Source organism: Phytobacter massiliensis JC163, from assembly GCF_000321045.1.
In the GTDB taxonomy this organism is placed as follows: domain Bacteria; phylum Pseudomonadota; class Gammaproteobacteria; order Enterobacterales; family Enterobacteriaceae; genus Phytobacter_A; species Phytobacter_A massiliensis.
Genome location: NZ_HE578945.1, coordinates 1,194,215 through 1,214,096, shown reverse-complemented (window position 1 = coordinate 1,214,096; position 19,882 = coordinate 1,194,215). Strand labels below are relative to the sequence as shown.

The 19,882-nt window shown below is 55.5% G+C and carries 18 protein-coding genes and 1 pseudogene; 4 read left to right on the top strand and 15 right to left on the bottom strand.

Going from position 1 to position 19,882, the window contains the following annotated elements; translation table 11 throughout:
* From treY to ENTHG_RS05930, 3 genes are all read right to left on the bottom strand, one after another.
* Positions 1–2,207 (bottom strand): malto-oligosyltrehalose synthase (gene treY, locus ENTHG_RS05940; RefSeq protein WP_071825846.1); only part of this gene is annotated, 2,207 nt, incomplete at its 3' end.
* Positions 2,204–3,991: a malto-oligosyltrehalose trehalohydrolase gene (treZ, locus tag ENTHG_RS05935; RefSeq protein WP_044175943.1), complete on the bottom strand. Its 1,788-nt coding sequence runs from the start codon at positions 3,989–3,991 to the stop codon at positions 2,204–2,206. The genes treZ and treY, both read right to left, overlap by 4 nt.
* A gap of 223 nt (positions 3,992–4,214) precedes the next feature.
* Positions 4,215–4,799: an NUDIX hydrolase gene (locus tag ENTHG_RS05930; RefSeq protein ID WP_044179040.1), complete on the bottom strand. Its 585-nt coding sequence runs from the start codon at positions 4,797–4,799 to the stop codon at positions 4,215–4,217.
* A gap of 81 nt (positions 4,800–4,880) precedes the next feature.
* Between ENTHG_RS05930 and ENTHG_RS05925 the strand changes: the two genes are divergently transcribed.
* Positions 4,881–5,636 (top strand): DeoR/GlpR family DNA-binding transcription regulator, encoded by a 756-nt coding sequence (locus ENTHG_RS05925; RefSeq protein WP_044175937.1) that lies wholly within the window; start codon positions 4,881–4,883, stop codon positions 5,634–5,636.
* A gap of 1 nt (position 5,637) precedes the next feature.
* Here the strand turns inward: ENTHG_RS05925 and ENTHG_RS05920 are convergent, their stop codons facing one another.
* Complete coding sequence (locus ENTHG_RS05920; RefSeq protein ID WP_044175932.1) at positions 5,638–6,597, bottom strand: YbgA family protein; 960 nt, start codon at positions 6,595–6,597, stop codon at positions 5,638–5,640.
* Positions 6,598–6,699: 102 nt separating this feature from the next.
* On the bottom strand, positions 6,700–7,434 hold the full coding sequence (locus tag ENTHG_RS05915) for a MerR family transcriptional regulator (RefSeq protein ID WP_044175924.1): 735 nt from the start codon (positions 7,432–7,434) through the stop codon (positions 6,700–6,702).
* A gap of 134 nt (positions 7,435–7,568) precedes the next feature.
* Between ENTHG_RS05915 and blc the strand changes: the two genes are divergently transcribed.
* The gene (blc, locus tag ENTHG_RS05910; RefSeq protein ID WP_044175921.1) at positions 7,569–8,102 is read left to right on the top strand and encodes an outer membrane lipoprotein Blc; all 534 of its coding nucleotides are present in this window, start codon (positions 7,569–7,571) and stop codon (positions 8,100–8,102) included.
* A 36-nt stretch (positions 8,103–8,138) separates the two neighbouring features.
* Here the strand turns inward: blc and ENTHG_RS05905 are convergent, their stop codons facing one another.
* From ENTHG_RS05905 to ENTHG_RS05865, 9 genes and pseudogenes are all read right to left on the bottom strand, one after another.
* The gene (locus ENTHG_RS05905) at positions 8,139–9,422 is read right to left on the bottom strand and encodes an MFS transporter (protein WP_044175920.1); all 1,284 of its coding nucleotides are present in this window, start codon (positions 9,420–9,422) and stop codon (positions 8,139–8,141) included.
* A gap of 210 nt (positions 9,423–9,632) precedes the next feature.
* Positions 9,633–10,094 (bottom strand): RidA family protein, encoded by a 462-nt coding sequence (locus tag ENTHG_RS05900; protein WP_044175911.1) that lies wholly within the window; start codon positions 10,092–10,094, stop codon positions 9,633–9,635.
* 17 nt (positions 10,095–10,111) lie between these two features.
* Positions 10,112–11,272, bottom strand: a complete 1,161-nt coding sequence (locus tag ENTHG_RS05895) for a M20 family metallopeptidase (RefSeq protein ID WP_044175909.1) — start codon at positions 11,270–11,272, stop codon at positions 10,112–10,114.
* Positions 11,273–11,290: 18 nt separating this feature from the next.
* A complete protein-coding gene (locus tag ENTHG_RS05890) occupies positions 11,291–12,370 on the bottom strand; it encodes an alanine racemase (protein WP_044175905.1) in 1,080 nt (359 codons plus the stop codon).
* A 15-nt stretch (positions 12,371–12,385) separates the two neighbouring features.
* Positions 12,386–13,057, bottom strand: coding sequence for a helix-turn-helix transcriptional regulator (locus ENTHG_RS05885; RefSeq protein WP_044175898.1), 672 nt, complete (start codon positions 13,055–13,057; stop codon positions 12,386–12,388).
* Between the two features lie 239 nt (positions 13,058–13,296).
* Positions 13,297–14,603: pseudogene (locus ENTHG_RS05880) on the bottom strand (glycoside hydrolase family 10-like protein).
* Positions 14,604–14,816: 213 nt separating this feature from the next.
* Positions 14,817–16,082 (bottom strand): type II toxin-antitoxin system HipA family toxin, encoded by a 1,266-nt coding sequence (locus tag ENTHG_RS05875; protein WP_044175886.1) that lies wholly within the window; start codon positions 16,080–16,082, stop codon positions 14,817–14,819.
* 1 nt (position 16,083) lies between these two features.
* A complete protein-coding gene (locus ENTHG_RS05870) occupies positions 16,084–16,392 on the bottom strand; it encodes a helix-turn-helix domain-containing protein (RefSeq protein WP_044175881.1) in 309 nt (102 codons plus the stop codon).
* 92 nt (positions 16,393–16,484) lie between these two features.
* On the bottom strand, positions 16,485–17,381 hold the full coding sequence (locus ENTHG_RS05865; protein WP_044175876.1) for a LysR family transcriptional regulator: 897 nt from the start codon (positions 17,379–17,381) through the stop codon (positions 16,485–16,487).
* Positions 17,382–17,510: 129 nt separating this feature from the next.
* Between ENTHG_RS05865 and ENTHG_RS05860 the strand changes: the two genes are divergently transcribed.
* Positions 17,511–18,434: an aromatic alcohol reductase gene (locus ENTHG_RS05860; protein WP_044175872.1), complete on the top strand. Its 924-nt coding sequence runs from the start codon at positions 17,511–17,513 to the stop codon at positions 18,432–18,434.
* Between the two features lie 42 nt (positions 18,435–18,476).
* Here the strand turns inward: ENTHG_RS05860 and ENTHG_RS05855 are convergent, their stop codons facing one another.
* Positions 18,477–19,220, bottom strand: coding sequence for an SDR family NAD(P)-dependent oxidoreductase (locus ENTHG_RS05855; protein ID WP_044175869.1), 744 nt, complete (start codon positions 19,218–19,220; stop codon positions 18,477–18,479).
* An 85-nt stretch (positions 19,221–19,305) separates the two neighbouring features.
* Here ENTHG_RS05855 and ENTHG_RS05850 point away from each other — a divergent pair, with 85 nt between their 5' ends.
* Positions 19,306–19,866 (top strand): TetR/AcrR family transcriptional regulator, encoded by a 561-nt coding sequence (locus ENTHG_RS05850; RefSeq protein ID WP_044175867.1) that lies wholly within the window; start codon positions 19,306–19,308, stop codon positions 19,864–19,866.
* The last annotated feature ends 16 nt before the right edge of the window (positions 19,867–19,882 follow it).

The following is a 19,882-nucleotide window of genomic DNA, read 5'->3' as shown; positions in this document are numbered from 1 at the left end:
CGATAGCGCAAAATGCGGGCGATCGCCTGCTGTTTTGTTCGCCCGCTAAGCCAGCTTTCCACATCCTCAGAAAGCGGGGGGACCTCTTCCGCCAGCCAGCCTTCAAGGGTGGCGAAATCCGGCTCCAGCCGATTGTCCGGATCGACCAGGCTAAAATTGAACCCTTCGCTGCCCTGATAAATATCGGGCACACCCGGTGCGGTTAGTTTGATAATAGTCTGGCTCAGGCTGTTCACCAGTCCGGCACGAATAAACGGCCGCAGGGCGGTGGTGAAGTCCTGCAAGAACGCCTGGTTCTCCGGCGAGAGTAGCCAGGAGACATAGCCCATTACCGCCTGTTCGTAGGCATCATTGTTGTCATCCCAACTGGTGCGCAGCTTCTCTTCGCGCAGGGCTTTTTCAACATAGGGCAGAAAACGCGCCTCAAGCGCTTTCAGGCCCGCCTCATCACTGGCGCTCAGCGACACCGGCCATGCCCCGGCCAGCGCCTGAAAGACCATCCAGATACTGCCGTAACGCGGGGCCAGACCGTCTTCCAGGGTCACAACTTTCGACTGGTTCATTTCGCGCCAGCGAACCACGTGCTCAGCCCAGCGTTCCGGCGCTTCGGTTAGGGTATAGAGACGGGCGCGGGTATCCTCTCCGCGTTTGGTATCGTGGGTGGAGGTGGTGGAGAGGGCGTCGGGCTGACGCTCGCGCCGGGTCTGCATATCGGCATGAAACCGCGCCAGCGAGAAGGCGCGCGGCAGCGGTTCCGACCCCACTTCGTTGAGCGCCAACGCCATATGCTGACGGAAGAAGAGGGTGTCCTCAACTGACTTGGCCATCAGCGGGCCAGTCAACTGTTGAAAACGGGCGCGGAAGGTCGTCGCGTCATCGGCAGATGCAGCGCTGGTCTCTCCGGCGAGTATGCGCACCAGGAAATCGAGCGCTTCCGGATGGGGGGCGTTGGCGCTGTTGCGCACGCCATCAGCCACCTCCAGCAGCATGTCGCGGTCAGCAGCCGTCAGCCCGTCCGCCGTGCCATAGGTGCGATAGACCGGGAAATTAGTCAGCAGCTCGCGCAATACCGCGCGCACCTGCGATTCGCTGAGCGTTTCTCCTTCGGTTGCGGCAATGGTCATGCTCAGCGCCAGTAAGCGGGTAAATTCACCCTCGAAATTGCGGTCGATCATCAGCAGTTTGGCTTTACGCAGTTCCGCTTCCATATCCACCGGCTTACTCAGCACCGATTCATAGACGTCGCTCATCGTCGCCATTTTTTCGCCATCGACCAGCGCGTCGGAGAGGGTGGCGATGAACTCGTAGCCGGTGGTGCCGGAGATGGGCCAGTCTTGCGGAAGCTGCTCGCCTTCGCCGAGAATTTTCTCCACGGTGATATAGCACTCTGGCCCCGTCGCCTGCCGCAGCCGCTCCAGATAGGCCTTCGGATCGGCGAGCCCATCAACGTGGTCGATACGCAGGCCGTCGACAATACCGTCGTGAACCAGTTCGAGGATCAGGCGATGGCTATCGTTAAAGACCTGTTCGTCTTCAACCCTTACGCCCACCAGGCCGGTTATCTCAAAGAAACGGCGATAGGAGAGATCCCGCGGCGCGTCCCGCCAGGACATCAGCCGCCAGGGCTGCTGTTCGTGCAGTTCGGCGATAGCGGCGCGATCGGTCAGGGCAAGAACCTCCTCTTCACGCTCCTGCCAGCTTTCCGGGGTGAGTGGATAATAGCTATCGTAGTAGGCCAGCGCCGGTCTGCCGGTGCCGGGGTGCGGCTTAACGGCAATCTCGCCGTTTTCCAGCACGTTCTCAAAGGTGTCGCCCAGGAAGGGCAGCGTCAGTCGACGCGTCCAGTCGATGTCGAAATGGTGGGCATAGCGACTCTTTTCACCGTACTCAATCACATCCCGCCACCAGAGGTTTTCCAGCGAGGCCGCCATATGGTTAGGGACGATATCCAGAATCAGCCCCAGCCCGGCCTCTTTCAGGGCCGCGACCATCCGGTCAAAACCGGCGCGGCCGCCAATCGCCGGTTCGATTTCGTTGGCATCGGTCACGTCATAACCGTGGGTGGATTCGGTTGTCGCCGTAAAAATGGGCGACGCATACAGGTGGCTGATACCCAGCCGCTTGAGATAGGGCACCAGCGCCGCGGCGCGGTCGAAGGTCATGCCGTTACGAAACTGAATACGATACGTTGCTGTTGGGATAGTCATTGCGCATCTCCCGGCGCGAGGCGAACGATAATAGCGTTTTGTGGCAGCGAGGTAAGAGACTGCGGCTCGGCGAACAGGGTTTCCCCCGGCATTTCCGGAAGGGGCTGTTCCGTCTCACCGATGTTCACCGCTAGCGATAACGTACCGTTGGGGAAGGTCCAGGTGACGGCGAAGAAGCCGTCGGCGGTCTTTATCACGCTGCCGCTGTTGCCACCCGCACTGGCCAGTAGCGGTACAATTTTTTGCAGGCGTAGCGCCAGCAGTTCGCGGGTAAGGGCGAGCCACGCTTTGCCGTCGTCGGACTGCGGTTTTTGCCAGTCCAGCTTCGACATCATAAACGTGCTCTCGGCATTGGGGTCCGGCACATCCACACCTTCATACCCCGTATGTCCGGCGAACTCTTTTGCACGACCTTCACGCACCGCTTTCGCCAGATCGCCATGAAAATCGGTAAAGAAAAGGAACGGGTTGGTTTCGCCATACTCTTCGCCCATAAACATCAGCGGAATATGGGGTGAGAGCAGCAGGGCGGCAAGCAGGACGCGGGTGCGCTCGGGGCCAGCCAGCGAGATAAGCCTTTCCCCCTGCGCGCGGTTGCCCACCTGGTCATGGTTCTGAATAAAATCGACGAAGGCGACGGGGGGCTGGCTGCGGCTGTCTACCCCGCGCTTCTCGCCGCTATGGGGCGAAACTTCCCCCTGCCAGGCGAAGCCTTCCGCCAGCGCCCGGGCAATCATTTTTTCCGGCTGTTGGGCAAAATCCTGGTAGTAAGCGTGCGTTTCGCCTGTTGCGAAAACATGAACGGCATTGTGCAGATCATCGTTCCATTCGCCGGTGAACAGCGGCACGGAGCCGTCCTCGTTACGCGGATGCAAATCGATGATATTGCGGCAGTCTTCGGTAGTGAGATGCACCGGGCGGTCGGTAATTTCCGCGCGGATCTGTTCGGCAATCTCGACAAGGATATGCTTTTGCGCCGTGTCCTCTATCTGATCGATTGCGTCGAAACGCAGGCCGTCGAGAAAATATTCATGCAGCCAGTAGAGCGGGGCTTCGGCAATATAGCGACGGGCAGCTTCGACATCGTAAGCGATCCCCGCGCCCCAGGGCGTTGAGCGCTCCTGGTGGAAAAATGCAGGGGAGAGCAACGGCAGATAGTTCCCCTCGGGGCCAAAATGGTTCAGAACGATATCCAGCACCACGGAGATGCCGTAACCGTGGGCAGCGTCGACAAACGCTTTGAATTCGTCCGGCGTGCCGTAGGCGGCGTGCGGCGCGTAGAGCAGGACGCCATCGTAGCCCCAGCCCCGGTTGCCGCCAAACTGCGCGAGTGGCATCACTTCGATCATGGTGATCCCAAGGTCGGCGAGCCAGGGGAGTTTCTCCCGTGCGGCGTTAAAGGTGCCTTCTGCGGTAAAGGTGCCGATATGCAGTTCATAGACTACCGACTCCTCCCAGGGGCGGCCGCGCCAGTGGGTATTTTGCCACGAGTAGCTTTCAGGATTGATGACGAGAGAAGGGCCGTTAACATCCGCTTTTTGACCGCGCGATGCGGGGTCGGGCACGGTCATACCGTCGGCGAGCACGAACTGATATTCCGTGCCGGGGGCGACATTATCTACCAGCAATTCGAACCAGCCATCCCCGGTTGGGGTCATCGCTTTATCAACGCTGGCAAGTCTGAGGGTGACCGTTTGCTGGCCGGTCGCCCAGAGGCGGAAACGAACCCGACCTTCTTCGGTATAGTCGGCTCCCCAACTTTTAAGAAATGATTTTGACTCCATTCAACTACCTCGATTAAAGCAAAGCTGACAATGGACGACAGAAAGGTATCTGCAGGTATACGAAGAAAATCATAGACCATTATTGGCGGGGTGCTGTGACGCTGTAACGGCAGAGGGGGCGAGGGTTCCCGGATGCGGCTCTGCCTTATCCGGGATACACCGGGCCGGTATTCGTAGCCCGGGTAAGGCGCAAGCCGCACCCGGGGCTTTGGAGTAAGCGGTCCTATAAAATGCCTTTCATTGCCACATGCCAGAGCAGCATGATGGTTTTGGCGTCAACAATGGTGCCGTTTTCAACGGCCGCCAGCGCCTCCTGAAAGGGAAGTTCCAGCACTTCAATATCCTCCCCTTCGGATTTAATACCGCCGCCCATGCCTGCGCGATCCCAGGACTGATACTCGGCGATAAAGAAATAGAGCTTTTCTGTGACCGAGCCGGGGCTCATATAGGCTTCAAAGACCTTCTGCACGTTCTCTACGCGATAGCCAGTCTCTTCTTCCGCTTCCGCTTTGATGCGCTGTTCAGGCGCCATGTTATCCAGCAGACCGGCAGCCGCTTCGATCAGCATGTCTTCATGCCCGTTAATAAACACCGGAAAACGGAACTGGCGGGTAAGCACAACCGTGCGGCGCTCACGGTTGTAGAGCAGGATAGTCGCGCCATTGCCGCGATCGTACACCTCCCGGCTCTGGCGCTGCCACTCGCCATCGCTTCGCAGGAGTTCGAAGGTGTATTTCTTCAGGCTGTACCAGTTATCAGACAAGACTTCACTGTCGGTAATGCGTACTTCTGCACGTTTAGATTGCATATTTGCCTCTCTGTCAGTATAGTTTTTATCATAATAAGCAATATCGTGCATTTTCAAGATAAAACATGCAGAGGGCTAAAGATGCTCACCAGCCAACGAAAACATCTGATTCTGGAAAAGCTGGCGCGTGACGGCCAGGTCATGGCGAAAGATCTCAGCGCGCAATTCGCCGTCTCTGAAGACACCATCCGGCGGGATTTACGGGAACTGGCTGGCGCAGGAAAATTGCAGCGGGTTCACGGCGGGGCGCTGCCAGCCTCTCAGGCGGCGGCCAGTTTCCGCGAGCGCCAGGCCCTGCGGCCTGACTCTAAAAAGCGGGTAGCGGAGAAGGGAGCGACGCTCATCTCATCGGGTCAGGTGGTGATTATTGATGGCGGTACGACCACCGCGGCGCTGATTGCGGCGCTGCCGGAGGATTTAGATATTACCGTGGTGACCCACAGCCCCGGCATCGCGCTGGCGCTGGTCAGCCACCCGTTAATCGAGGTGATTCTGATTGGCGGCAAACTGTTTAAGCACTCGATTGTCACCACCGGCGCGGCGGCGATAGAAGGTATTGCTCAGATTAATGCCGATCTCTTTTTTATGGGGGTGACGGGCCTGCATGCCGAAGCGGGGCTGACGACCGGCGATTATGAAGAGGCCTGCGTCAAGCGCGCCTTCTCGCAGCGCGCAGCGGAAACCATCGTGCTGGCGTCTAACGAGAAAATTAACGCCGCGTCGCCCTACGCTATCGGCGCACTGGCTGACGTTAACACCGTCGTGCTGGAGCGGGAGAGCGATGCCCGGCTTATCGCCGGGCTGCAAACCGCGGGCGTGACGGTAGTGACGTGTTGAATCAGCTCACCGCAAGGCGCAGGCAGAGGCTGTCCGGGTACGGGTCGAAGTAGTTCTGCGTTTGCAGATAGCGGTCAGGATGCTCTGCCAGATAATGTTTTAACAGCGTGAGCGGGGCAAGAATAGGCAGCTTACCGGCGCGGTAGTTGATGATAACATCGCGCAGCTCCGCCCGCTGGCGTGCGCTGATCTGCTTATTGAAATAGCCCTGAATATGCATCAGTACGTTAGTGTGATTCTTCCGCGAAGCCGGTTTTTTCAGAATGGCCATCAGCTTTTCCCGGTAGGCGACAAAGAAGGCCTCCAAATCGTCCCACTCATGAATACGGGCGACAAACGGCCCAATTTCACGGTAGCCCGGCTGACAGTGCGCCAGCAGTTGCAATTTATAGCGGCTATGAAAGGCCAGCAGCCCGCCGCGCGTCAGCCCCTCTGCGCGCAGGCGATTAAGCTCATGCAGCGCGAAGACGCGTTCGACGAAGTTTTCCCTTAATACCGGGTCATGCAGCCGCCCGTCTTCTTCAACCGGTAGCCACGGGTACGTCTCCATCAGGGCAGCGGTAAACAAACCCGTTCCCTCTTTACGGCCACGGTTGCCGTTTTCATCGTACAGCCGTACCCGCTCCATGCCGCAGCTTGGGGACTTCGCGCAGACAATAAAGCCCGCAAGGTCGGCAATACCGGGCAGAAAATCTGCGGCAAACGCCTGCATCTTTTCGCTGACGTCCTCCCCCGGGGCATGGCTAAAGCGCATCCGGGTATCGCCGTCCACGGTACGGATCAGCCGCAGCGCAGGGCGGGGAACAGGCAGGCCGATGGCCATCTCCGGGCAGACGGGTCTGAAGCTCACCCATTGCGCCAGGTCATCCATCACGAACCCCATGCGTTTATGTCCGCCGTCAAATCTGACGGTAGAGCCGGTGAGGCAGCCGCTAATGCCAAGTGTGGGTTTACTGTTCATGGTGATCCCCTGCGTAGCAGAACAAAAAGCATACTATAAACTTACACAAACATTTTTATTTGTCCAAGTTTTAGTGTGCAAATTTCGCATCGGGGCCACAAATCAGGTGGAAAGTGAGACCACTTCAAGGGAGACAACCTGTTCGCGCCAGAGAGCTATCTGCTTCTGACGGGCGGCGGTGAGTTTGTTGCCGGTGACCACCAGCCAGTGATAGTCGGCAAACAGCTCCGGGGCCAGCGTTTCAGGAGACTGGGGCAACACCTCGATGCGGTGTCCGCCGCCGGTACGCCTGAGCGCTTCAAGCCAGATTTCAGTGGGGTCAGTTAACTGCCATCCGCAGAGGATCATATTGTCGCCGGGGGCTTTTCTGTCGCCTTCCAGGCAAAAAGAGGTGTAGGCGATGATCACGCCGTCAAGGGCTTCACGCAGGGTCAGCATGGCGGGGACATTGGCCGACACTTTACTGCGCAAGGGGCGTAGCACGTTGACCACCAGCGCATCCCGGGGGTATTCGCGGCCCGCATCATAAACCATCTGGCGCAGCGCGGCGATGCGCCCCTGCTGCAGCCGGGAGAGCATCATCTCCTCCAGCGAGGCCCAGTTATTATTCCGCGCAGCATGGGGGCGTTCCAGCAGCGCTTTTACCTGGCTTACCGGTACTCCTTTTTTGACCCAGTCGAGGATGGTCAGCGCCTGTTTTACATCCTCATCGCTATACAGACGGTGGCCGCCGTCGGTGCGCATGGGTTTTAGCAAACCATAACGGCGCTGCCAGGCGCGAAGGGTGGTTGCGGTGATCCCGCAAAGCCTGGCGAATTCGCCGATTGAGTAAGACATAGGCTGCGTCCCTGTAAAAAGATAATTCTTAATATACTACGAATTCTGCACCGGGAGTTGAAGCGAGCACGGCAGCCGGCTGGTTTGCACTACACTGAAAACGGGAACATTTTGAAAAACTCTAAGGAGTCGATATGAAGCTTTGGCCTGTCGTGACCGGTGTGGCGATAACATTAGCCCTGGTGGCCTGTAAGTCACCCACGCCGCCGAAAGGGGTACAACCGCTCACGCAATTTGACGCCAGCCGCTATCTGGGCAAATGGTATGAAGTCGCCAGGCTGGAAAACCGCTTCGAACGCGGGCTGGAGCGCGTGACAGCGCAGTATGGCAAGCGCAGCGACGGCGGCCTGACGGTGATCAACCGCGGCTATGATCCGCGCAAAAAAGAGTGGAAAGAGAGCGACGGGAAGGCGTACTTCACCGGCTCGCCCACCACCGCCGCGCTGAAAGTCTCTTTCTTCGGGCCTTTTTATGGCGGCTATAACGTGATTGCGCTGGATGATGATTACCAGTACGCGCTGGTCAGCGGCCCGAACCGCGACTATTTATGGTTCCTGTCGCGCACGCCGGAAATGCCGGAGAAGGTAAAACAGAACTATCTCTCTATCGCCCGCGAGCTGGGCTTCCCTGTTGATCAACTGGTGTGGGTAAACCAACAGGGGCAGTGACGGTAGCCAGCCCGGGGCATATCCCGGGCTTGAGGATTAACGTAAGGTTGCCGGGTCGACAACCGGTTTGTTTACCATAAAGAAATAGACCAGCGAAGCCATAAAGGCGATGACCGACGAGGCAACCAGCGCAAGGGTAAAGGAACCGGTCTGGTCGAGGATCATGCCGGTGATGATCGGCGCGAAAGAGCCGCCGATAAAGCCGCCGAAGTTCTGAATACCGCTCACGGATGTCACCAGCCGTGAAGGAACGGAAACCAGTATCAACCCCCACGCCGACGTGCCCGCAAAGTGGATGGAAAAGAGCGCCATACTGATACAGGCTACCGCGACAAAAGTGCTTTCCGTGTAGGCAGCGGGCAGCGTAAACCCGGCGGCGCACAGTAACCCAAGGCAGATCATCCATTTGCGGCTTTTCATCTTATCCGCGCCGCGCTTCATTACCCAGTCGGCCACCACGCCGTTCACCAGCATCCCGGCTGCGCCAAACAGGAAGGGAATGGCCGCGACCCAACCGGTTTTTTGCAGGCTCAAGCCGCGGGACATTTCCAGATAAGAGGGCAGCCAGGTCAGAAACAGCCAGACCATATAGCCCACGCCGTTAAAGCCGATAATCATCCCCCACATTGATTTCTGCTTAAACAGCCCGGCCCAGTCCCTGAGCGTCACTTTCTCTTTGCTGGACGGGGGCGTTTCTTCTTCCAGATGGGCGATATCTTCCGCAGACAGGCCCGCTTCATCACGGTTGCGGTAGAAGATAAACCACAAAATGGAGAGCACAATGCCGCTTACGCCAATGATGATAAACATCATTCGCCAGCCGAACGCCAGCATCAGCGCAATCAGCAGCGGCGGCGCCAGCGCCTGAGCGAGGGTCGATGACATGTTCACGATCCCCATCGGCACGCCGCGCTGGCGAATGTTATACCAGTCGTTGACGACCTTCACGCCGGTAGGCAGATGGGGTGCTTCGCCAATCCCCAGAATAACCCTGGCGACAATCATCTGGCTGAACGAGCCGACAAATCCCAGCGCCGTCTGGGCCGCTGACCAGAGGAAGATACCAAAGCCGTAGACTTTTTTGACGCCGAACCGCTCCATGACCATACCGATAGGAAGCTGACAGAGCGCGTAGCCAAAAGAAAATACCGATAGCAACAGCCCCATCTCGGTTGCGCTTAACCCCATCTCCTCACGAATGGTGGTATTGGCAATAGAGAGAGACGTTCTGTCGAGAAAATTAATAATACCCGCCACGAGCAAAAACAATAATGCCATAATTTGCAAACGCTTCAGGCGAGAGCTTGCTTGACTGGACATATATTATCCTTTTGTAATGTTATACCCGTCATACTTCAAGTTGCATGTGCGTTGGCTTTTCTCGCTCACCCCAGTCACTTACTTGAGTAAGCTCCTGGGGGTTCACTGCGTCGCCGTCTTCCTGCAACTCGAATTATTTAGGGTATATAAACGCCACTACCACTAAATAGCGGCGTGACAGGATCCCGGTAATAAGCCGGATGAGTTGTATTAAGCGTTAATTTCAAAAATTAATTCAATTTCAACCGGCGTGCTAAACGGCAGGGCATTGGTGCCAATTGCCGAGCGCGCATGTTTTCCCGATTCACCGAATATCGCGATCAGCAAATCGGAAGCGCTGTTAATAATCAGCGGCTGCTCTTTAAATGTATCCGCGCTCTGCACAAATCCCAGCATTTTTACGCAGCCGGTAATTCTGTCAAGATCCCCCAGATAACCCTTAAGAGAAGAGAGGATATTAATAATGCACTGGCGTGCTGCCTCTTGCCCTTGCTCAAGTGATAAGTCTGCGCCAAGACTTCCCTGATAAATTAATTCACCATTGACCCGGCAATCATTACCGGAAGTGTAAAGGAGATTGCCCGTCTGCTTTACCGGAACATAGGAGAATTTAGGTGCAGTAGGTTCGCCGAGCGTAATTCCCAGCTCAGCTAAGCGTGCTTCAATTTTCATAACATTTTCCTGATGGTTTATTGCAGCAAATTCAACGCCAGCGAGGTATAAATCTGCGCGGCCTGATGTAACTCCTCAATACGGACAAATTCATCTTTTACGTGCGCCTGGGCTAAATCCCCCGGCCCCATAATAATGGTAGGGATGGCGCAGCCCACCGAGAAGAAAGGGGCTTCGCAGGTGGCGTCAAAAATGGTTTTCTGCGCAGCGCCGGTCACCATTTTCACCGCCTCGCAGGCGGACTCCACCAGCGGATGCGCCTCGTCAATGGCCGAGGCCGGGATAAACAGATAGTTCACCAGCGAATAATCCTGCTGCGCATTCAGCCCGGCATTCGCCAGCGCGGTTTGCAGGCTGGCATTAATTTCGCTGCGTTGTTCTCCCGGCAGCACCCGGCGGTCTATCTCCACACAGCAAGACTGCGGCACGATATTCGGCGCGCTGCCGCCGGTAATCGTGGTGACCAGCATCGAGGCATTGCCCAGCAGTTCATGATGCTGCTGTTTGACCCGGCGGCACTCGCCCAGCAGTGCCGGGAACAGCGCGGCCATTTTATCGATGGCGCTGTCAGGGTTGCGGGTTTTCGCCGCATGGCCCGCGGTGCCGTGGGTGGTGAGCCGGGTACGGCTGACCCCTTTATGCGCCACGCAGATTTCCAGCGAGGTGGGTTCGCCGATGATGGCGTAATCCGCCGCCACGCCCTGGGCGACAAAATGCTCCATGCCAAGGTTGATGCGCTCTTCATCCACGTTAAACAGCAGGAGGATTTCGCCGTTGAAAGCATACTGGCGGCGATGAATAAGCAGGGCGGCAAAAATCATCGCCGCGACGCCAGACTTCATGTCCGCCGCACCGCGCCCGATAATGCGGTCGCCATCGATGACCGCGGCGAAAGGGTCAACGGACCAGCCCGCTCCGCAGGGCACCACGTCGGTATGGCCATTAAAAATAAGCCGTTTGCCCGGTTCTTTTCCGCGCAGGCGGGCAATCACATTAGGCCTTCCGGGCACCACTTCCTGCATGTGTGTTTCGATACCTTCGCTACGCAATAAGTCAGCAATATAATGCGCAACCGCGTTTTCATTTCCCGGCGGATTTTCCGAGGGGTGCTGTATCAGGCTACAAAGAAGCGTGATCAGCTCCTGCCGCTCATCGACAGTTAATGGGATCTCAGTCATTTTAATATTTCCGGCTAATTAAAAGCTCTTTCCACGCGCGTCTACGGTAATGGTTTCTGTATGCTCTCCATTGCGGAAAGCATATATTTCATCGACCAGGTTGGCGACCACGCAACAGTGGTTGGGAATAATATGCAGCTGCTCGCCGATGGTCAGGGAATACTTGTCCGGATCATAGCGTAAATAACCGTGCTCTTCGTTCAGCTTTACCAATTCAATGTCCGGATACTCCTGTATAAGACCATAAGAATTGGCTTTGGCGGATAAGTCAGACGTCAGCGATTTGGTTCCGGCATCAATCGTTGCATAACCGGGCAGGGGGATGCTCACCACCGTCGCGCAGATGGTTAATGCGCAGTTGTCCGCCGTATAAATACCACCGTTAATCGCGTTCATATCGCCAAAAATAAAATTTCCGGCCCGCGACTCGGTTATGCCTTTTAATTCATCCGCGTACCACGATGAGAGCGTAGAGCCGCCAGACAGGGTGGTAATTTCAAAACCGTTGTCATTCAGCAAATTGCGGCTTTTTATTAACAGTTCGGCCTCTTTACGCGCTGCCAGACGAATATCCTCTTCGGTGTGATACTGATAGATGGTGCCCGCATAGGTAAAAACACCCGTTACGCGTAATCCCGGAAGCGCGGCCACTTCGCAGGCAAAATCGAGCAGTTCCTCTGGCTGAATGCCCTCGCGGTGCGCGCCGTAATCAATGGCAATATCCACATCAAACGTCAGATCGTTACGCATTGCGGCGCGAGAGAGCCCCTGCGCGCCCGGCAGGCTATCAACAATAGTGCGCATCGTGATTTTGCGCGCCAGTTCAGCATAACGCTGGCACTTATCGTCGCCAATTAATGGATAGGCCAGCAGAATAGCCGCGATTCCGCCTTCGGCCATTACCTCCGCTTCTGACAGCTTGGCGCAGGTGATGCCGCTTGCGCCAAGCGCCTGCTCGAGCTTTGCCAGGCGCAATGACTTATGAGTTTTAATGTGCGGCCAGTGCCGGATGCCCTGGCGGGCAAGGCCGGATGTCATGGTCGTGATGTTTTTCTCCATGATATCCATATCCAGCGCAACATAAGGTGTGGTCAGCATTCTTCCTCCTGACGGTTAACCGTCAATTACCGGGTTTTCCCCTCGCAGTTCGCCGAGATAGGCGTAGAGGGTGTACTTTGAAATGTTGAGAAATTCGCAAATCCGCTCGCCGGATTTTTTAATCAGAAATACCCCTTTATCGTCAAAAAACTTGATCGCATTCAGCTTGTCCTGACGGCTCATATTACTGACCGGCACGTTGATTAATGTCATGCACTCGGCAATCAGATAATCAAGCAGCTCGTTGACATCTTTAACAAAAACTTCATTCACCTCCTGCGGCCGCGACGGGGCGGTATCAGGGCGACCGGCCATTTTGTTGAGCGTCTTTTCCGCCTGCAAAATGTCACTAATATCGAGATTGATACACAGCGCGCCGATCACCTGCTTATTGCCGTTTCGCACATAGACAGAGGTGGAACGCAGGGTTTTACCGTCCCGCGTTTTGGTGAAATAGTTGTGCCGGTCGCCGTTGACGTCGCTGCCGCGCAGCACTTCCAGCCCCAGGTTACTACTGGGATCGCCAACCTGTCGCCCGGTCACATGGCCGTTAATAATGGCGACAATACTGCTCTCCAGTCCCTGGGAGTGGTCATGAAGTACGACTTCGCAATTCTCGCCAAACTGCCCGGCGATCCCCTCCATCATCGGGATGAAGAAGTCTAAGTTCTCTTTAATGCTTTCCATATCGACCTGAATTTAAGTTAGACAAACAAACTTTTTGTATTGTATAGCGGCAAACCATACCTGGCAGCAATCAAAAAATGAGCAGAAGGCGATCGGTGTCACACGCAAAATCAAACTTTTTGTTTTGAATAGACGCTAACACAAACTTTTTGTTTGGTTTCATAGAAAAAATTGATGGGTGGTTTAAAACCGGGAAAAGAAGAGAAGGGCGGCCATAGCGCTGGCCGCCTGATGTCTGATTAGAGGTTGCCCCAGCGCTGTTTTAGGTAGTTCACTGCCTGGCGGGTCTGCGGCTGGTTAAGATAGCTCTCTCTGAACAGTATGGTGCCGTTGATTTGCGGCACCGACTCGTTGAGATCGAGCTGTTTTTTCAACTCCGGTACGCCGCCGTCAACCATCCAGTCCGGTTCATTTTTGGAGGGTTCGCCCACCTTATAGAGCGCGACGCCGATATAAAGGCGGGTGTGGGTGGGCTTGACAGTTTCCGCCCACCATTTCGCCAGCACGTCGTAACGGGCGGCATCCCGGGAGAAAGGCCAGTACAGCTGCGGCGCGATGTAGTCCAGCAGGCCCTGCTGTACCCAACGGCGGGTGTCGGCAAAGGATTCATCATATGCCGCCGCGCCGCGGGTTTCAGAACCTGCCGGATCGTGTGAACGGTTACGCCAGACGCCAACCGGGCTAACGCCAAACTCAACGTCCGGCTTGAGCTGTTTGACCGCCCGGGAGACCTGCTCGATCAGCTGCTGCGTGTTGTTACGCCGCCAGTCTGCTTTACTGGCGAAAGACTGGCCATATTTACGCCAGGTTGCGGTGTCGTTAAGTGCGGCACCCGGCGTTTCCGCATAGAAATAGTCATCGAACTGTACGCCATCCACAGGGTAGCGGGCCACGACCTCGGCCACGATGCTGGTTATCCAGTCGCGCACTTCCGGGATGCCGGGGTCCAGCACATAGCGATCGCCTGCGGTACGAATCCAGTCACGATGTAAAACAAAGACGCTGGCAGGGTCGAGATGTAACGTTGCGTTTAGCTCCGCTACCGTCGAGCTTTTTGTATTGGTGGTAACGCGGTAGGGGTTAAACCAGGCGTGAACTTTCATCCCGCGCTTGTGCGCTTCATCCAGCATAAACTGGAGGGGATCGTAGCCGGGGTCCTGGCCGATTTTTCCCGTCAGCATATCGGACCACGGCAGGATTTTTGACGGCCACAGGGCGGTGCCGTCAGGTTTAACCTGAAAAAAACGGTATTGATGCCAAGCGCCTGTAGCTGATCGAGTTTGTTGCGCAGCGCCGCCTGCTGTTGGCTGATACGGCTGGCCGCGCTGCCGCCGTTCACCGAAGAGAGCGGCGGCCAGTCTAGACGGGAGACGGTCGCCAGCCACACGCCCCGCACCGGCTCATCATGCCCTTTTTGTGTCGGCAGCGGGAGCTTTGCCACCGGCGGCAGCGGCGTAACCACAGAAGTTGTTTTTTTCGCACTGCAACCCGCTAATAAGAGCGCGATAGCGATAAGCGCGACGGAGGTTTTACAGCCTGTTGTCATAAAGCGACGGGAGAGGGTGATCATATGCCTGCTGTGAGGTAGCCACACGGATGAGACATTCTCGTATTATCAGCGGTTAAGTCAATGACTGAGATCATGACGCAAGGGCTGCGGTGATGACAAGGTTGCGCAGGTTAGCTTCATTGCGGTTATCAGCCTCAATTTTGCAGTTTTAGACACTGCCGGGAAAGGTGATCCGATCCGCTATAACGACTATTGCTGTAAGAGATTGATATTAAAATTTATTTTATTCTGGATATCGTTCAGCGTTGCGTTTGTAATTTTACCCGGAAGTCGTGTTTCCGCCAGGTCGGTAAAACGGGTGGCGATTTCGATAAAGCGTGCAATCATGGACCTGATCTCTTCTTCTGTGTACCCGGCTTCTTCAATCCCAAGCTTTAACAAATGGCTGCTGCGAATGTTTAATGCCTCACCCATAATATCCATTTGATGATAACCCCCAGGCCCTTCGCAGTATGTCACATCATACGCAGGCGCAAGAGACCATTGACCTGTTGCCGACATCAACCACGCAAAGTTTTTCGGATGGTCGTCTCTGTTATTAAAAATCACATTAAAAACGACGCGTTCAAAGGCGCGTTTTTTTTCACGTACATCGTTTGTGCATATTTGTGTCGCTCGCAAAAAATTGACGTAATCCAGTGAGCCAGCGACCTGATAATTGGCACCGGTGAAAGCCGCCAGGCTTTGCATAGGAACGCGCATGTTTTGTTGCCTGTCGAATCTTTTGGTGGCAAACGCTGACTGACCGTTTGGCAGTTCAAAATATTCTGTATCGGAAGTACTTATCCCGCATGCCTTCAGGCAATACGAATAGATCGCTTCAATAGCACAAACTTCGGGATGCTCCTGCTTTGCAGGAAATTTAATCAGCCAGGGCTCAAGGTCAACCTGCGGAGAAGTGCTGAATGCCCCTGTGTTGCTATTACGATAAAGTAACGCTTTTGGCCGTGCGCCCTGTGGTGAGCCGCCCATCTGCAATAGCCGGTAAAGAAATTCCCCACCTTCACCATTCAGCACTTCTTGTACCTCTGCTGCAAGCTGGCTTAATGGAATTTCTTCCACGGTAAGTACTGAATCTGGCTGGGCAGGTATAAAAGACATAGCGCCCATTGCGTTTGCACCGATGTAAGTCAGTCTTTCAAGTGGGCTGATGCGAGCGACATTCAGGCCACGCTGTTTAAACAAGCGATCCATCAGCAGCATTCCCCAGCCGTCGGGCAGTGAGTCATATACCGGGCCGGGTAATCCCAACTGATGGGGGGGGAAATCTCTGCGCAGTTTCGGGCCAGCGAGAGGGAGAGTAAGAACGGAAAGCTCAATCCCTTTATCTAACGCAACTGGACCGTATTCAAACATAATGAGAGGGCGTCCGGTAAGGGCCGTTGTTTGCGCCAGCGTCCCCCAGAGCCATTTTTCTCCCCAGCCTTCGTAATAAACTTCCACTTTATTAACCATATTATTTTCTCTTTTTTATGCGCTTGCGGCTGATACCCTCTTCATAACGTCGAAGGTCATCCAGGCTTTCCAGACGCGGTTGGAAAAGTGTTTCCAGTTCCTTACTGCGGCCCAAAACCATTGCTACTCTGACAACGCTTTCAAAATTAACGTTTCGCCCGGATTCAAGGTTGGACACGGTATTCACACCCAGGCCTGCTCTGGACGCAACATCGGATTGCGTCATCTGCTGTGTTATACGCTCCTGTCGCAGACGGCCACACAACATTCGGACGAGCTCATCTGGCCTGGTGAGTGATAAATCCAACATAATGTGTTTTATCTCTATTTAATCGACTTAAATCCCATTATGATGGAATTAAGCAAGAAGGAAAAGGTGCTTCTGCTCTGCAGCGATTACGGCTAAATCCTCTGATTCAACACCCTTTTACTCCAGTCATAAAACGCCCGCACCGCGGGGGGCAGGTATCTGTTCTGGGGATATACCAGAGATAAAGGAAGATCGAAGGTGGCATTTTCGAGACAGGCGATCAGGGCGCCGCTTTTCAAATAGGGCATGGCCAGATAGCTGGCGACGCGGATAAGCCCCAGGCCTTCAATGCCTGCCTGGATATAGGCGTCGGTGTCATCCACCACAAACTGCTCTTTCATCCTTATTGCGCGGTCGCCATCATCGGCGGTAAACAGCCATTCGATGGTTCGACCGGTGCGATGGCTGAGATAGCCGACGGCGGTATGGTTTTGCAGGTCATCGATATTTTCCGGCTGCCCGTGCGCGCGGATATAGGAGGCTGAGGCCATCACCGTCCATTTGAAATTAACCAGCGGACGGGCCACCAGGGTGGTCGAGTCTTCCACTCTCCCGGTACGGATCACGCAGTCGAAGCCCTCCTGAATAATGTCTTCGACGTTATCGCTTGAACACAGCACCAGCTCCAGTGCCGGGTACTGGAGAAGAAAATCTTTTATTTGCGGGATGATACAGTGGCGGGCCAGCGCCTGCGGCATCCCAACTTTGAAACGGCCTCCGGGCTGGCCGGATCGGCCGGGGAAGGATGACTCCATGGCGGCGATATCCCCCAAAATCTGTTTGCAGGCGCTGTAGTAGCTGCGTCCTTCTGCCGTTACGCTCAGTTTGCGCGTGGTGCGCTGCAGCAGTTGCAGCCCAAGCCAACTTTCCAGCTCTTTAATGGTGCGAGAAACCGTCGAGCGGGGCAGCCCAAGCACCTCTGCCGCCCTGGCGAAACTATGGGCGTCCACCACCTGAACGAAGATCCGCATCGATTCCAGCTTATCCATAAAGCCCCCTGATTATGCCATTTTCACGAACAGTCTAACCCACGCTCCGCGTCTTATCGACATCGGTAACAGACCGTAAGCTTACGGCTAATGCAGTAATCATGCTGCTTAACCAAATGAGGATGCAGAATGGAAAAGAACCAACTGACTAGAGGTAAGAACGTATTGGTGCTGGGAGCGGGACAGCTGGGTGCGGCGGTGCTGGACGCGCTGCTACCAGCCGTCAGGCAATTGAACGGCAGCGTTGCCGTTATCGTCTCGCCGGGTTCCTGGGATAAGCACGGCAACCTGGTGTCGGCGCGTCACCAACAGCTTGCGCAGGCGGGGGCTCATTTTATGGCGCTCGACGTCGCCGCAGATACGGCGTCGCTTGCCACAATAATGCGGCGCTTCGATACGGTTATCAACTGTATGGGGTTCGTGGCCGGGGAGGGTACGCAAATCCGCATTACCCGGGCGGTGCTAGACGCCAAAGTGCGCCGCTATTTTCCGTGGCAGTTTGGCGTCAACTATGACGTGGTGGGTAAGGGGAGCGGACAGCCTGTCTGGGATGAGCAGTGTGATGTGCGAACATTGCTGCGTGAGCAGAACACCACAGAGTGGGTTATCGTCTCCACCGGCATGTTTACCAGCTTTCTCTTCGAGCCCGCATTCGATGTGGTGAATTTGTCACAGCGAACCATCAATGGACTGGGGAGTTGGGATACGCGGGTTACCGTCACGTCGCCGGAAGACATTGGCAGGCTGACCACTTCTATCTATTTGCATCAGCCGCGCATTGTCAACGAAGTGGTCTTTGTTGCCGGAGAGACAACGACCTATGGCAAACTCGCCGACACTGTTGAACGCGTCACGCAGCAGAGATTCATCCGCCATCTGTTGACCTTACCGGCGCTCAAACAGGCGCTGCAGACGAACCCCTCTGACCAGATGCTGCGTTATCGCGCTGCGTTTGCCCGTGGCGACGGCGTGTGGTGGCCAATGGAGACGACATACAATGCCCGCAATGGGATGGCGACTCAGGATATTGCAGCCTGGCTTAGTAGCCAGTAGACCTGTAAAAGGCGAGGGGCCTCAGCGCCCCTCGTTTTTCATTTATATCGCCATGACTCCGCCATCCACAAACAGCTCTTCTCCGGCGACAAAACTGCTCTCATTCGATGCCAGAAACAGCACCGCGTTAGCAATTTCATCCGTCTCACCAAGCCGGGCAAAGGGCGTCATCTGTATGAGCGCTTCCTCTGCGCTGGGGTATTGCTGAAAGTAGGATTCCATAGCGGGCGTGAGGATCATCCCCGGAGACACAACGTTCACGCGAATTCCCCGGCTTTTCAGATCGGAGGTCCAGGTGCGGGCAAATGACCGAATCGCGGCTTTCGTTGCGCTGTACACGGAGAGGCCGCCGATGCCTTTGCTGCCGGCAACCGACCCCGCGAGGATGATAGCGCCGCCATTTCCCATCAGGGGCAACGCCTTCTGAACAGTAAAGACGGTTCCTTTAACGTTCACGCGGAAGACGCGCTCAAAGTGCGCAAGGTCAATGTCATCAATGGTCGCCGATTCCGATATCCCCGCATTAGCAAACAGGATATCGACTTTGCCGTGATCGCGCTGAACGCGGGCATAAAGCCGGTCGAGGTCAGCCGGTTCAGCAACATCGCCCTGGATACCAATGGCGCCATGGCCGATTTCCTGCGTCGCTTTATCGAGTTGTTCTTGCCTGCGAGCAGTAATGTAAACATGCGCCCCTTCGGCGGCAAACCGCTTCGCTGTTGCCAGCCCGATACCTTCGCTACCGCCGGTAATAACCACAACTTTGTGCTCAAACTTATTCTGCATCTTGTTCACCTTTGGATAAGTGGAGTATTGCTCCACTTATAATATGGAGGTAACCTCCACTTAGCAACGAGCAGGAGATATTTTTTTGAAAAAAGAGCCAACACTACGTGCAGACGCGCAAAAGAATCGGGAACGGATCCTTACCGCAGCCGGGGAGGTTTTTTTAGAGCAGGGGGCGGGCGTTTCGCTTGAAGAGGTGGCCAGACGCGCGGGCGTAGGCATTGGCACGCTATACCGGCGCTTTCCGACCCGCGAACTGCTGCTTGCGGAGTCTTATAACGCACGGCTTTTAGCTTTTGCGGCGATGAGTCGTGAAAACGACGCAAAGCGAGACCCGGTTGCTGCGGTGCGCTCGTATCTGGTCGGGCTGGTTACCACCACGCAGGTCTATCGCGGTCTGGCCACGTCGCTTGGCATGGTGCTCCAGAGCGGCACGCCTGGCTGCATTGCATTAACCGAAGAAGGCGAAAGGCTACTTAGCCTTGGCCAGCAGGCTGGAGTGATCCGTACTGACGTCACTTTCGACGATCTGGTATTTGTGGTGACGGCGATTCTTATCGCGACCGAGCAGGACAGCACGCCAGAATCGCGCATAACGCATCTGGTAGAGCTGTTTATCAATGGCATCAGCAGGCGTACACTATGACCCGCGGCACGCAACG